13 protein-coding genes are annotated in these 15,517 nt (G+C 37.7%); 3 read left to right on the plus strand and 10 right to left on the minus strand.

The genetic code is table 11. The features are described from left to right. Positions 1-74: 74 nt before the first annotated feature. From D7029_RS14655 to htpG, 6 genes are all read right to left on the minus strand, one after another. Positions 75-1,385 carry an inosine/guanosine kinase gene (locus D7029_RS14655; protein WP_194951070.1) on the minus strand — a complete coding sequence of 437 codons (1,311 nt, stop codon included), beginning with the start codon at positions 1,383-1,385 and terminating at the stop codon, positions 75-77. Positions 1,386-1,488: 103 nt separating this feature from the next. Then, entirely contained in the window at positions 1,489-2,607 is a 1,119-nt protein-coding gene (wzz(fepE), locus tag D7029_RS14660; protein ID WP_194951071.1) for an LPS O-antigen length regulator Wzz(fepE), read from the minus strand. Between the two features lie 163 nt (positions 2,608-2,770). Then, positions 2,771-3,751, minus strand: coding sequence for a ferrochelatase (hemH, locus tag D7029_RS14665; protein ID WP_194951072.1), 981 nt, complete (start codon positions 3,749-3,751; stop codon positions 2,771-2,773). A gap of 208 nt (positions 3,752-3,959) precedes the next feature. After that, the gene (locus D7029_RS14670; protein WP_194951073.1) at positions 3,960-4,247 is read right to left on the minus strand and encodes a DUF2645 family protein; all 288 of its coding nucleotides are present in this window, start codon (positions 4,245-4,247) and stop codon (positions 3,960-3,962) included. Between the two features lie 133 nt (positions 4,248-4,380). Continuing rightward, positions 4,381-5,025: an adenylate kinase gene (adk, locus tag D7029_RS14675; protein WP_088494772.1), complete on the minus strand. Its 645-nt coding sequence runs from the start codon at positions 5,023-5,025 to the stop codon at positions 4,381-4,383. Between the two features lie 182 nt (positions 5,026-5,207). Beyond that, positions 5,208-7,091, minus strand: a complete 1,884-nt coding sequence (gene htpG / locus D7029_RS14680; RefSeq protein WP_194951074.1) for a molecular chaperone HtpG — start codon at positions 7,089-7,091, stop codon at positions 5,208-5,210. 211 nt (positions 7,092-7,302) lie between these two features. On the opposite strand from htpG, the gene D7029_RS14685 reads away from it, so the two are divergent. Both D7029_RS14685 and modA read left to right on the plus strand, forming a co-directional pair. Beyond that, complete coding sequence (locus D7029_RS14685) at positions 7,303-8,355, plus strand: ABC transporter substrate-binding protein (RefSeq protein ID WP_324187741.1); 1,053 nt, start codon at positions 7,303-7,305, stop codon at positions 8,353-8,355. Between the two features lie 11 nt (positions 8,356-8,366). Next, positions 8,367-9,086 (plus strand): molybdate ABC transporter substrate-binding protein, encoded by a 720-nt coding sequence (gene modA / locus D7029_RS14690; RefSeq protein WP_194951076.1) that lies wholly within the window; start codon positions 8,367-8,369, stop codon positions 9,084-9,086. Between the two features lie 38 nt (positions 9,087-9,124). On the opposite strand, the gene purT is transcribed toward modA, so the two are convergent. The 3 genes from purT to D7029_RS14705 form a co-directional block, all read right to left on the minus strand. Then, a complete protein-coding gene (gene purT, locus D7029_RS14695; protein ID WP_194951077.1) occupies positions 9,125-10,312 on the minus strand; it encodes a formate-dependent phosphoribosylglycinamide formyltransferase in 1,188 nt (395 codons plus the stop codon). A gap of 125 nt (positions 10,313-10,437) precedes the next feature. Further along, positions 10,438-11,349 (minus strand): EamA family transporter RarD, encoded by a 912-nt coding sequence (gene rarD, locus D7029_RS14700; protein ID WP_194951078.1) that lies wholly within the window; start codon positions 11,347-11,349, stop codon positions 10,438-10,440. A 235-nt stretch (positions 11,350-11,584) separates the two neighbouring features. Continuing rightward, on the minus strand, positions 11,585-12,532 hold the full coding sequence (locus D7029_RS14705; RefSeq protein WP_194951079.1) for an aminoimidazole riboside kinase: 948 nt from the start codon (positions 12,530-12,532) through the stop codon (positions 11,585-11,587). A 273-nt stretch (positions 12,533-12,805) separates the two neighbouring features. Between D7029_RS14705 and D7029_RS14710 the strand changes: the two genes are divergently transcribed. Then, the gene (locus D7029_RS14710; protein ID WP_194951080.1) at positions 12,806-14,272 is read left to right on the plus strand and encodes a glycoside hydrolase family 32 protein; all 1,467 of its coding nucleotides are present in this window, start codon (positions 12,806-12,808) and stop codon (positions 14,270-14,272) included. 29 nt (positions 14,273-14,301) lie between these two features. Here the strand turns inward: D7029_RS14710 and D7029_RS14715 are convergent, their stop codons facing one another. Further along, positions 14,302-15,297 (minus strand): LacI family DNA-binding transcriptional regulator, encoded by a 996-nt coding sequence (locus D7029_RS14715; protein WP_088494764.1) that lies wholly within the window; start codon positions 15,295-15,297, stop codon positions 14,302-14,304. Between the last annotated feature and the right edge of the window lie 220 nt (positions 15,298-15,517).

Below are 15,517 nucleotides of genomic sequence, written 5' to 3' on the forward strand. Positions count from 1 at the left end.
AAAAACCTATCAATAAATGTTGATAGGTTTTTTTATTTCGCTTAGATAAAACAAGACTTAGAAACAATATAAACTCAACGTTCCCAATAAGCTTCTTCTAAGCTGTCTTCTTTTTCAGGTAAACCGCGCGTCAAACGTGGAGAATGCTGGCTTAGTACTTGATAACTCACTCGGTTAGCATATTTACACACTTGTGCTAAAGATGAATAAGTTAAATAAGTCCGAGGATGTTTACTTGAATTTGGCACATTGATACGGTGATAGCTATTCGCTGTAATATCATGCAGTAATGCTGACAATGCTGCATCACCCGCACCATTTGTATTCATGATTTTTTCTGGGCCACCCATATAAGGCTCAATATGAGAATAGACTTTCTCTGGCTCCTCACAATCTTTACGACGCATTGCACGACTAAACTCATAACGATTAAATTCAGCAATCGCACCCGGTAATAAAGGATGTGTGGTTTGGCGCTTAAAGCTATGTTCTGTATAACCGCCCATATAGAGCCCAGCAGGTCCAGCGGTACAAAGCACTAAATCAACCCATTCTAAAGCAACATCAGAAGCCAACAGAGGATCAGCATGTCCCGTTAATTCAAACGCTTCATCTTCATTCATTGCGACAACAGAAACGTGCTCTTTTAAGAAATCACGCCACCATTGTGGATCATCTGCAATAACATATTTTGTACCAAGGGTGAGAACGACAGGTACATCATATTTTTTCGCATACTCAATCGCTTTCATGGTTGCTAACGGCATCGGTTCGCCCGGTTTGCAACGAACTAAATAAGCCGTTAATACCAAAGCAGAAGCTTCTGCGATCACCTCTTCCGGAATGCTTTCAGGTTTAAGCTGGTTCATTTGGCCGGGGCTAATAGCAAATGTGCGTTCACCATTTTCCGTGATCAGCGTAAAACAGCGCCCAATGGCACCATCAACACCTTGGAGGTAATTAAGATCAGTACGGCTAGATGTGTTACATAAATAACGATAAGCATAGCTACCAATCTGAATGTTATTACACATAGTACCTAATAACACCGAGCGGTCGTCAGCCAATACAGAGTAGTTATGTAGCGTATTACCAATAGTACCGCCAGCAAATTCGTGTGTTATCAGATTATTATCTGTTAATTCACGATAAAGTGCCTCTGCGACATCATCTTCAATAACAAGAGAGTGTCCCTGACTCAAGTTATAACGGTTAATAAACTCTTCATCAACTTTCGCTTCAATATCAACCAATGTTTGGTCAATACCTACGATATAAGCGCGAGAGGATTCGCTCTCCGTCATATTGATGATGGGTTGTAATAGAGGATCTCGTAAACTAACGGGAAAATAGTGTTTGGATTTTCGTTTGCCAGGGAATTTCATTGTGAACGATGCTACACAGCTAAAAAAGATGCGCAATGTTAACACAATATTATAGGAGAGACAGTAGGTGTACGTCAGTACACCTACTTATTTAAAGATATTTTTATGCAGTTTTACGACGGCTTCTTGCCATATAGCTCAGTAAAACACCCATAACAGAAAGAATGAAACCAACAAAAGCGGCACCAACTAAAATCAGAGCGCGTTTAGGTGCATCTTTTTTAGTCGGTTCGTAAGGCTTCAACATATATTTGAATGGTACAAATTGAAGGTCATCTAATTTTACTTTTTCTAACTGCTTCATATTGTATAAACGGTTTTTCAGATCAGCGCTCACTGTTGTTGGATCAGTGATAGCTTCTGTGATAGCCAATTTACTGCTTAACGCATCAGAACCCATGGCAATAGAGTAATCAGGATCATCTTTAATTTGTGCGCCTTCACTTGAAATTGGTTTTTTAACTCCAGCTGCATTTGCGATTTCTAATGCATATTTTAAGCGTTGCACATTAACGTTACGCGCATTAGCGATACGCTCTAAATCCATTTCATAGGCTTTTTGCGCAAAACTTAATTTACGCTCAATTTGATCATCAATTTCGTCTTTTACTTCTACACGTACTTTGGTAGAGATAAAGCGAATATAACCAGAAAGTAAATCGTAAGCTTCTTCAGGGGTTGGTGCAGTGAAGCTTAAATTAATTTCACCACTAAACTCATCTTCATTATTTTTAACATCTGAAGAGCTTAAGTTGATGTCTTTTATAATAATTTCTTCAATTAATTTACGCTTATCCAAAGGTGTTGGCTCATCCATTTTAGCCAGCAAATTTTTGTAATAATCCGTACTTACCAGATATTCTTCACGATATACACGAGAGTTATAGTTATTGATAAACTTTTGATAAACAGATGAACCATTCACACCTGTATCAACATCCACTAAGCTAAGCTCAGTCAATGTTGCTTTTAATTGCCTCATTTCATCAAGCATTGGCTTGGTAATTGCAGCTTGGCTCGTCCATTTTTGTGGTAAAAAGCTTGCAACAGTAAAGCCAACGATAGCAAATAATAACGTGATACCAATAATGACAAATTTTGATTTATAAATAACAGAAAATAATTCAAAAAGATCGATCTCATCATTCTGTTTTAGATAGAAATCGTCAAAATGTCCTTTATCAATTTCTGAAGATTGTGGTTTTGAAAGCTTACTATTCATTTTCCTGCCTAAATTTATGTAATGCAGTGTCCGTTTATCAGCACTTTTAGTGATTCCCACTAAAAGACTTAAAAAATGAGAAAAGATAAGTTTATATATAACTGAAATATGATCAAATTAATATATCATCAAATCCGATAATTTTATTTATAGAATTCAGTAATTATTTTTCGCATACCTCTCGGATCATCGCTTCTAGCAAGTCAATATGCTCTGGATCATCATTTAATGCTGGAATATATTCGTACTGTTTGCCACCACCATGAATAAAGAACTCTCGGTTCTGTTCATTAATTTCTTCTAATGTTTCCAAGCAATCAGATGAAAATCCCGGACATACAACCTGTACATGTTCAACACCCTCACTTCCCAGTTTTTCCATCGTTTTATCCGTATAAGGTGATAGCCAAGGTTCACGACCAAAGCGTGACTGGAATGTCAGCATGACTTGCTCTTTAGGATAACCTAACTGTTCTTCTAATTGCTGTTTTAGTTTTTCTGTTGTGAGGCAACACTCATCATAATAAATATCGCCCGTTTTGATAAAGCGCTCAGGAATACCATGAAAAGAGAGAATTAAACTATCGGGTTTACCATATTGCTGAAAACTTTTCTCAATAGAGGTAACAAGCGCTTTGATATAAAGCGGATGAGTAGGATAACTGCGAATAAAGTGAAGAGAAGGTATTGTACGCATATCTTTAAAAATGCGACTAACACCATCAAATACCGCAGCAGAAGTGGAGCAAGAGTATTGAGGATACAGTGGTAACAAAATAATGTTCTCAACACCTTGTTCTAATAGCTTCTCAACCCCTTCATTTAGCGATGGATTGCCGTAACACATCCCCAACTCCACCGGTATATTAGGTAATCGCTCAGCAACAGCACGTTGTTGTGCTCGGCTATAAACTAACAGAGGTGATCCTTCATCCATCCAAATCTGTTGATATAACTTAGCAACTTTGGGTGAGCGAAACGGTAATATCGCCCCTTGTAATATTGGTTTCCAAATCAAAGGAGAAACATCAACAACACGAGGATCGCTAAGAAATTGTGCTAAATAACGTCGAACAGCACCCGTTGTCGGCGCATCAGGCGTGCCAAGATTAACCAAAAGAACACCATACTTAGCATCATTCATACTATGACTCCTTAGAGTTATTTTATTAGGATAACCAAAGAGTAGAAGAATAAAGGAAAATAATAGATTGTGCTTGTCAATTTATTGGATTGTTCTTTTTACACATTCTTTAACAAAGAAAAAAACAAAGGTAATCTGAAGATATTACTCATCTCACAATAAAGTGATTACAAACCTTCAAAGTAGATTTAGATATTTGGGATAATGTTTAGCACCAATTAAATCGCAAAAAGAATGACCAAAAAAGATACATTCCTGTAATCACAATATACACATATTTTATCTTTTTACTTTTATTTAAAAGGAGCATTAAAACACCTGGAATAAGTACTAAAATAGGCTCAATGGTATATCGTCCGCCTAATGGAAGCTGGCAAAGATTTTTTATATCGCCTTCTCCCACCATCCATTCATAATCAGAAATTGAAAGTATCTTTATCAAAAACAATAGAAAAACAAAATATATAAATGAAAATATCTTCCATACAATATTCATATCTAATGTCTATCCTGTTGTTTCCTTCAAATCTAAAGTAAATACGCGTTTCAAATTCCCAATACACTCAATAGCACATCATTAAGTTAAAAAAAATCCCGGCTCAACCGGGATTAATCATCACAATGACGAATTAGCCAAGGATACTTTTTAGTTCAGCGTTAATTTCGCTTACTTTTTGCGTACCATCAACTTTGAAGTATTTCGCATTGCTTGCTTTAGCTTCATTTTGGTAATAAGAAACTAACGGTGCAGTTTGAGTATGATACTCAACTAAACGTTTACGAACAGTTTCTTCTTGGTCATCTTTACGTGTTGTTAATTCTTCACCTGTCACGTCATCACGATTTTCCACTTTAGGTGGATTAAATTTCACATGATAAACACGACCTGATGGTGCGTGAACACGACGGCCAATAATACGATCAACAATGATTTCATCAGGTACAGCGAATTCCAGTACGAAATCCACGTTGATACCCGCTTCTTTCATTGCATCAGCTTGTGGAATTGTTCTTGGGAACCCATCCAACAAGAAACCATTACGGCAATCGTCTTGTTTGATGCGCTCTTTAACTAACGCAATAACTAATTCATCAGTCACTAACTGACCATTGTCCATCAGTGCTTTTGCTTTCAGTCCTAGTTCTGTACCTGCACTTACTGCTGCACGTAACATATCACCAGTTGAAATCTGTGGGATACCATAGTTTTCTTTAATGAATTGAGCCTGAGTGCCTTTACCAGCGCCTGGAGCGCCTAGCAGAATGATACGCATCGCGTAAATCCCCTTGCATTTAATTTTTTATATTTAAACTCGAAAACGCATTACCATACCATTTTGTGAGGTCATCTCTCAAGAAATCACGGTAGCGATTGCATTTTATTTTTTATCGAAAAAGAAAAAACCACGCTCTCTTTTCAGATAAACGTGGTTTAAATGTTTGAAAACGAAAACAGTTACGCTTTTTGAACTAAAAGTTGATTCACTAAGCGAATAAACTGGTTTGGATCCTCTAAAGAGCCTCTTTCAGCAAATAATGCCTGATCGAGTAATAAATTTACCCAATCCGCAAATAGAGCTTCATCTGTTAGCTCAGCTGTTTGCTTCACTAATGGATGATTTGGATTTAGCTCAAAGTTGTATTTCACTTCTGGCACTTCTTGTCCTGCTGCTGCAAACAATTTAGCCATTTGTGTTGTCATTTCATCAGCACTGGTTGTCACGATTGCTGGAGTATCTGTTAAACGATGCGTTAATTTCACATCTTTAACTTTATCTCCTAGCAAGGTTTTAATGCGTTCGACGAACGGTGCTAATTGTTTATCTGTTTCTTCTTGCTCAGCTTGCTTCTCTTCATCAGCAAGTTTATCAAGAGATTCATCTGCTTTACTGACAGACTGGAATGATTTGCCATCAAACTCAGTCAGGTAATTCATCATCCATTCATCTATACGATCAGATAACAACAGTACTTCAATACCTTTTTTGCGGAACAGCTCTAAATGAGGGCTATTTTTCGCAGCGGCATAGCTATCTGCTGTGATGTAGTAAATTTTTTCCTGACCTTCGACCATACGGCCAACATAATCTTCCAGTGAAACTGTTTGAGCATCACTATCGTTATGTGTTGATGCAAAACGTAGTAATTTAGCAATAGTTTCAATGTTAGATGAGTCTTCTGCAGGGCCTTCTTTTAAGACTAAACCAAACTCTTTCCAGAATGCTTGATACTCTTCCGGCTTGTTTTCTGCCAGTTTTTGTAACATCTGCAATGCACGCTTAGTTAACGCACTGCGTAAGTTACGTGTAACAGAGCTGTCTTGTAAAATTTCACGAGAAACGTTTAGCGGTAAATCATTAGAATCCACTAACCCACGGATAAAACGCAGGTAATTAGGCATAAACTGCTCAGCTTCATCCATAATAAAGACGCGCTGGACATACAGTTTTAAACCATGACGTTGTTCACGATTCCACAAATCCCAAGGCGCTTTTGAAGGCACATATAATAAGCTTGTATACTCTTGCTTACCTTCTACACGGTTATGCACCCAGCTTAATGGATCTGCAAAGTCATGAGAGATATGTTTATAAAACTCTTTATACTCTTCATCACTCACTTCAGCTTTATTACGAGTCCAAAGTGCTTGCGCTTTATTAATTTTTTCCCATGTTACTGTGCCGTCTTCTTCATTTTTTGTTTCAATTTCAACAGGCAGAGAAATATGGTCGGAATATTTACTAATAATGCTACGCAGACGCCAATCGTCTAAATACTCATCTTCACCTTCACGTAAATGAAGCGTAATTTCAGTACCGCGATCTGCTTTTTCAATATCAGCAATGGTGTAATCACCTTCGCCTTCAGATTCCCAAAAAACACCTTTATCTGCACTTTCGCCAGCTGCGCGAGTGCGTACTGTCACTTTATCTGCAACGATAAATGCAGAATAGAATCCGACACCAAACTGACCAATTAGTTGGCTATCTTTAGCTTGATCTTGTCCGATAGATTCTAAGAATGATTTTGTACCTGATTTTGCAATAGTACCGAGATTATCAATGACTTCATCACGAGTCATACCAATACCATTATCACTGATAGTTAGAGTACGAGCTTCTTTATCAGTGGAAATGCGCACATGCAACTCACCATTATTTTCATAAAGCGCTGCATCTGATAATGCACGGAAACGCAATTTATCAGCCGCATCTGATGCGTTCGAAATCAATTCGCGAAGGAAAATTTCTTTATTGGAGTAAAGAGAATGGATCATTAATTGAAGAAGTTGTTTAACTTCTGACTGAAATCCTCTTGTTTCCTGACCTTTCATACTCATTTTTACCTCAATTAATCCTAATTTGGCGAAAAAAATCAATATGAGTAAAAAGTGGGGATAGTTAAGCAAGTTTCAAGGGTCGAGTAAAAAATTAAGCTAATAAAAGTGATTAAGCACCTTATATGATTAAAGTTTGAGCCAAAATAATACTTGCTGTATATTTTTAGCTGTATATTTTATTATACAGCGATATTAACTTAGGTTTATGACTATGAAAGCTTTATTACAGCACTGTTTACTAGGTATTGGCTTACTCTCCCTCTCATCCATCTCTTACGCAGATAGACAAATCGTAGACCAAATTGGTCGCACCGTTACCATTCCAGACAAAGTAGAAAGAACGGTGGTTTTACAACATCAAACTCTGAACTTATTGGTTCAACTTGATGCAACGGATAAAATTGTTGGTGTGATGTCCAATTGGAAGCAGCAACTTGGTGATGGATATGCACAACTAGCACCATCTCTAGAAAACACACCTAAAGTCGGCGATCTCACCAGTTTTGATGCTGAAAGCTTAGTAAAGCTGCAACCTCAAGTTGTCTTTGTGACTAACTACGCCCCAAAAGAGATGATTGATAAGATCTCTGCTCTTGGTATTCCAGTTGTGGCGATTTCATTACGTAAAGAAGTTAATGATGATAAATCAACACTTAACCCAACATTACAAAATGAAGAGCAAGCCTATAACGAAGGACTAAAAGAAGGTATTTTGCTGATTGGTGATATCGTCAATAAATCAGAGAATGCACAAGCATTAGTTAACGATACCTTTAAACAACGTGAACAAGTTAGTCAGCGCTTACAAGATATTCCTAAAGAGCAACGAGTACGGGCTTATATGGCTAATCCAGACTTAACAACCTATGGCTCAGGAAAATACACAGGATTAATGATGGAACATGCAGGTGCATTTAATGTCGCCGCATCAACCGTTAAAGGTTATAAGCAAGTTTCACTAGAACAAGTTATTGCATGGGACCCTGAAGTCATTTTTATTCAAGACAGATACCCTCAAGTTGTTGATGAAATCAAACAAGATACGCGTTGGCAGGTTATTAGTGCGGTTAAAAATAATCGAATTTATTTAATGCCTGAATATGCGAAAGCATGGGGATACCCAATGCCTGAAGCCATGGCAATAGGTGAATTGTGGATGGCAAAAAAACTATATCCTGAAAAATTTAGCGATATTGATATACAAAAAGCCGCTAATGATTGGTATCAAAAATTCTATCGTACTCAATATCAAGGAAAAGAGTAGGATATAACATCATGACATTTTCCCTTTTTGCAGCAGGTAGCTTAAAAACAACACTCCCTGCTTTTATTGAGCATTACCAGCAAAAAACAGGCGAGAAGTGGGTACTTACATTTGGACCCGCAGGACTTTTGCGTCAACTCATTGAACAAGGGGAAACCTGTCATTTGTTTCTTTCTGCTGACGAAAATAATGCAAAGCAATTAATCGATAAAGGCCTCGCACTACAATATGCTCCTTTTATTGCTAATCAGCTTTGCATTACTGCTCGTCGTAATGATGTAAATGAAGAAGATAACTGGCTTAGCGTATTATCAAATACCGCATTAAAATTAGGGATATCCACACCAAAAACAGATCCATCAGGGGATTATAGTTGGCAACTGTTTGATAATATTGCGCAGATTGACCCAAAGTTAAGTCAGGCATTAAAAATGCGAGCACTCTCTTTAGTTGGAGGTGAGCATTCACTTACCATTCCTCAAGGTAGAATGGCAGCCCACTATTTAATTACCACACATCAAGCAGATGCTTTCATTGGTTATCAGCACTACCAAATACAATTAAGCCAATTTCCTGAATTAAAGATCTTCGATATTCCAAAACCTTTTAATGTTACCGCGCACTATTGTGCGACACTTATTCATTCTCAGGCTTATAGTTTATATCAAGAGATATTATCTCCTTATGCGAAAGCGTATTTTATAAAAGCTGGATTTTTACCGCTAAGTTAAGTTCTCTTCTTAGCGGTAAGTAACCTTATGTTATATCGTTATTTTTGAGCATCACTTACAATGATAGCGTTAGCACCTGCGTTTGCTTCATCTAATGCATGTTTTATTGTATCTGCATGAGCAAGTACAACACCTAAACGACGAGAGCCGGCAATTTCAGGTTTAGCAAAAAGGCGAATTTGGCGATTCGCCTTCAACGCTTTTTCAATACCAGAATAAACGATATTTGTACTATGAAGCTCCGGTAAAATAACCGCTGATGCACAAGGGCCTAATTGGCGAATACCACCAATGGGATAGCCTAAAAAAGCACGGACATGAAGCGCGAACTCTGATAAATCTTGAGAGATTAATGTCACGAGCCCAGTATCATGAGGGCGAGGAGAGACTTCATTAAAGAATACCTCATCACCTTGAACAAATAACTCAACACCAAATAAGCCATAGCCCCCTAAATTCTCAACCACTTTACTCGCAATATGTTCTGCTTTAGCAAGTGCGATATCACTCATCTTTTGAGGCTGCCACGAACTTCGGTAATCCCCTTTTTCTTGTCGATGACCAATCGGGGCACAAAAATGGATACCATCAACAGCATGAATAGTTAGTAAAGTGATCTCAAAATCAAACGGGATCATTTTTTCAACGATAACGCGCCCTTTACCTGCTCTACCACCCTCTTGCGAATAAGTCCAAGCCTGAGCTAAATCATTTTCACCACGAATAACACTTTGCCCTTTTCCGGATGAACTCATGACGGGTTTTACAATACAAGGGAAGCCTATTTCTAAAGCGGCTTTTTTAAAACTCACTTCATCATCAACAAATTGATAGTTTGATGTAGGTAAATGTAATGTTTCTGAGGCTAATCGACGTATCCCTTCTCTATCCATAGTCAGCTTTACTGCACGGGCGCAAGGAACAATTTTTTGCCCCGCTTGTTCTAATTCAACCAGTAACGTTGTTGCAATAGCTTCAATTTCTGGAACGATAAAATCAGGTCGCTCTTGTTCAATAACTTGCTTTAATGCATCGATATCAAGCATATTTACAACATGATGGCGATGTGCAACATGCATAGCGGGAGCATTGAAATAGCGATCAACTGCAATCACTTCAATACCTAAGCGTTGGCACTCTATCGCGACTTCTTTTCCTAGTTCGCCAGCACCTAATAACATCACTTTTGTTGCATTTGCCGTAAGAGCCGTACCCAACACTGTCATTTTTTATCCTCACCATTAATAAAAACCACAATCACGCAAACGATTGCTTTTCATATAGCATAGCGGATTTAGCTTGATAGAAAAATAGCCAGACAAAAAAATAATCAAACAGAGAAATAAAATAATTACACTGTTTGGCTACGTTTTCCTTTTTGAATTTTTAGATAATTCAGGCGTTTTCGGATAAGTGCTAAAATACAGCATAAAAGCCCTAACCAAATTAGAGAGAAACTCACACCTTTTACTTCATCAAAAGCTTCATGGAATAAGAAAACAGCCAGTAAAAACTGAATAGTAGGCTCAATATATTGTGCTAATCCAATTACAGTTAATGTGGTTCGTTTGACTGCTGCGGTAAAGAACAATAACGGCAGTATAGTGACGGGTGCAGTGAGAATATAATAAAAACGAGTCAGATTATCAGCAGAAGGTAGTGCGCTTTTATCTGTTATAAACAACCAAATAGTGGCACCTATTGCTAATGGCATTAACCAAAGTGTTTCCATAAATAAAGAGGTGATCACATCAAAACGAATAAACTTGCGGATCAAGCCATATACAGCAAATGCACCACCCATCATGATAGCCAATACAGGCAATTCACCGTACATCCATAATTGATAACCCACACCTGCACAAATTAAGGTAACAGCCCATTTTTCTGCTGGATTAAGCTTTTCTTTAAGAAATATCACACCTAATAAAATTGAGAAAAGCGGATTAATAAAATACCCCAAACTCGCTTCTAATACTTGTTGATGTGTTAATGCATAAGTAAACGTACACCAAGAAACTGCCATAGCCATTGAGCTAAATAGACACATAAAAACAGAGCGCTTATCTTGTAAAACTGCGCGCCATCGTGTTCTATTTTTAATAAAGAGTCGAACGAGTAATAAAAGAGGGATAGACCAAATCAAACGCTGAGCCAACATTTCTAACGGTTGTGCTCCGGGTAACAGCCGATAAAACAGAGGGGTTATTCCCCAAAGAATATAAGAAAAAATGGCTAATACCGCGCCCGATTGAGCCCACATTTAATGTTCCATCAATAAAAGTCAATAAGATTTAATATCATACGCTTAAAACAGACAGAACAATATGATCAGCATCGCTGATTGATTGATCAAACATCAGCACAACCGAATAGACGAGATAAAAAAATCTCCATAAATAACCACTCCGAGAAAAGTAGTTATAAATGGAGAATAGGAAAATACCATTAAGGGAAAACCGTGGTAAAAACCACAACCAGAAAAAATGGATGAGTTGTTAGAAAATCTCCCTAACATGTAAAGGTGGTTGTTGCTGAACAAAATCATGTAATTTTTTACGACTTGGTGCCGCAGCTATCGCCCCTTTTTGAGTGGTGGCTAAAGCGCCACAAGCAGCTGCTTGCGTCACTATTTTTGATAGATATTGTTCATCTTCAGCAAAACCATATTCAGCAAGCGCAGCTAACAAACCGGACATAAAGGCATCACCAGCACCTGTTGTATCAATACATTCGACAGTAAAGGCACTAAATGCGACTTGCGTATTTGGCGTTAAAACTAAACAACCTTTAGAGCCTTGAGTGATCACTTTTAAACGAGCGGGATAAATTTCTAATTTTTTGAGTGCATTATTCAATGTCACTTCTTGTGTCATCCATGTTAGCTCATCTTCTGATAATTTTAATATGTCTGCTTTATGCGCATAATTATCGATAATTTCACGCATTTCTTCATGATCACGCCACATTTGAGGACGTAAATTAATATCAAAACTCAGTAGTGAATCACTTTCTTTAATACTTTTGATCGCACAATCTAAGGTCGAGCGACAAATGGGATTCACTAATGCTAAAGAGCAAAAATGCAAAATATCTTTTTCAAATGCAGGTAAAGATTTTTCTGTTAAAAATTGATCAGCAGACTCAGCAACTAAGAAAGTAAAATCACGCTCACCATTTTCTTGTAAAGAGACAAGAACAGTACTGGTACGGTGAAACTCATCAAATTCCATTGCACGAGTATCAACACCCAGATCAAACAGTGTTTTTTGCATAAAATGGCCGAACGCATCTTCACCTACGCGCCCAATAAAACCACTTTGTTGACCGAGTTTAGCAACGCCAGCAGCAACATTGACTGGCGCACCACCAGCACATGCTTCATATTGCATGTTTTGCAATGGGATCAAGTCAACAACAGCGTCACCTAAAGACCAGACTTTCATAATCTCTCCAGAAGATAAGCAATTATTTTTCTTAACTATATTCTGTTTTTATGGCTATTCATAACGAATAAATAAAGATATTGCTCGTAAATCCACACTGATAACGTTAACATAATAAGATAATATGATAAAGTCAATCTCATATATCGTATTTTTTTCACTATAAATGTTATCGTTAACAACAAGAGTAATAGTGTGATTACATCTGTTCTTTACCCTTTCAGTGATCTTAAAAACACACTAATAACTCTGACATATAATAAGGATAATGATATGAAACACCGCTTAGAACAATCAACAAAAGCCTTAAATACCTTGATTGAAAAACGAGGCAATAAATTTTATCCCCAGTTTCATTTGGCCGCACCTGCGGGTTGGTTAAACGATCCTAATGGTCTTATTTATCATGATGGTTTATATCATGCTTTTTATCAGCACCATCCTTATTCCCAAGATTGGGGACCTATGCATTGGGGACATGCCACAAGTACCGATATGATCCACTGGCAACACCAACCTATTGCATTAACACCAGGGGATGACTACGACAAAAGTGGTTGTTTCTCAGGATCAGCCATTAGCCATGAAGGCAAACTCTATCTTTTCTATACAGGACACAACTGGTTAGCAGACGAAGGTGATGATAGCCAAATCTATGAAGCGCAATGTGTTGCTATCAGTGAAGATGGTATTCATTTTGAGAAAAAAGGGATCGTTTTAGAACCCCCTAAAGGTTATATGCATTTTCGTGATCCTAAAGTTTGGTATCAAGAAGGTAAATGGTGGATGGTTGTTGGTGCTCGTGATGAAAAAGATCAAGGACAAGTCCTACTCTTCTCTAGCGACACCTTATTTGTGGAAGATCAGCGGTGGAACAATGATTACACTGTTTTAGGAAAAACGGATGATAAAAATGTCTATATGTGGGAGTGCCCTGATTTCTTCCCTATTAGCCAAGAAAATGAATTTGCAATCGTCTTCTCACCACAAGGAAAACGAGCCGAAGGCTATCAATATCGCAACCTCTTTCAATCTGGTGCATTAATTGGTCAGTGGTCACCAAACCAACCCTTTAAACTACAAGGGCATTTTATTGAACTTGATAATGGCCATGACTATTATGCGCCACAATCATTTACGACACCTGATGGTCGTCGCGTTTCTATGGGATGGATGGATATGTGGAATTCGCCCATGCCTTCAAAATCTGAATTTTGGTCTGGCTGTTTTACGCTCCCTCGTGAAATCACTTTTGATAAATCCAAAAATCGCTTACGCATGATCCCCATTAAAGAAGTCGAATCATTGCGCCAAGAAAAACAGTCTATCCAGCCATTAACACTCAGTAATCAATCCATAGAGCTATTCGATAACACCCCAGCTATCGAACTCGACTTAACATTATCTTTAAACAGTAACGCTGAAAAATTCGGCTTATGGCTAGGTGAAGGACTTGAGCTCTTTGTTGATAATCAATCACACCGGTTAGTTCTTAATCGTCATTATCCTCAGCACAATATCAGTGGCGCTCGAAGTATTCCATTACCTGAAGGTTGTGAATTGAATTTACGTATTTTCATTGATCGCTCATCAATTGAAATCTTTGTAAACAAAGGTGAGTTCACCTTTAGCAGTCGATATTATGCTCAACAAGATGCTCGTACATTACGTCTTTTTGCCATGAACGGTGATGCAACACTGATTAATGGTGAATATTGGCAGTTAAATAGTATTTACTGATATTGATAAGTTAAGTAAGACGTGAGTCTTTAAATAGACTCACGTTCAACTAATTGGCAAGGTACGTGTACTGTATCTCTATGGTTCCGTTCTTGAATGATATGCAACGTCGCTTCTTTACCTAATTCATAATGAGGCAATTGTACCGTTGTTAATGGTGGATAAAACAGCTCTCCTGTACCAATCATATTGTCATAACCCAAAACAGCCACTTGCTCTGGAATACGTAATCCCATAGAAAGTAAAACTTGATACGCTAGAAATGCAATACGGTCATTACCACAAATGAGAATATCAAAATCTGCTTTTTGTTGAACACAATGCTTTTTCAATATTTCAATCACATCACGATAGTGCTCATCTCCAAACATCATCGTATATTGTTGTAAGTTCGCCAATGGTAGCCCAGCCTCTTGCCAAGCATCTTCAACAGCCTTACGACGAATAGGACCTGCAACAGACTCTTCAGGTATATAGAAACATAAAGGGCGGCGATACCCTTTTTCGATGACCTTTTTCATCGCAAAATACTGCCCATGATAATCATCGGGAATATAAGTTGGAAAAGCGTGCGTTTTATCCAAGCAGTTTGCTAACACTAAATTCTTATCAAGCAACTTTTCATGCACGGTGATTTCACGCAAGCCCATCGTGGTATAAATAATTCCATCTGGACGTTGAGCTAAAAGCTGCCAAATGGCATTTTCATAACAATCTTGCGCAGTTAAATTGACAACAAATGAACTCCAGCCAAATTCTCTTGCGGTTTGCTCTATCGATAAAATCATTTCCACAGAAAATGGTGTCGTTGCGGTATCAATTGCCAGAACACCAATTGATGATACTTTTGTTCCTTGCCCACGAATTTTTCGTGCAGAATAATCTGGAACATAGTTAAGTTGATCAATCGCATTTTGGACTTGTTTCAGTGTTTCTGGTTTTAATAACTCAGGGTTATTAATCGCTCTTGAGACTGTCATCAAAGAAACGGATGCAAGTCGAGCTACATCTTTCAGTGACGCCATAGCATTGGCTCGATTGGTTTATTAAAAAGGATCAATAGAAATAAAGTGCTATTTTACAAGAAGTAAAGTCAAAAAGCCACAAAGGGAATTGAATTGTAACTAAATGCGACTATTAATTGCCTCATAAAAAGACACCTAAATATATTATTTTTTTACTTATTAAATGAGTTTAATATAGTTAAAATCACTTACGAGAAAAAACCTAGTTACAATTAATAAT

The organism is Proteus vulgaris, from assembly GCF_016647575.1.
Lineage (GTDB): Bacteria > Pseudomonadota > Gammaproteobacteria > Enterobacterales > Enterobacteriaceae > Proteus > Proteus mirabilis_B.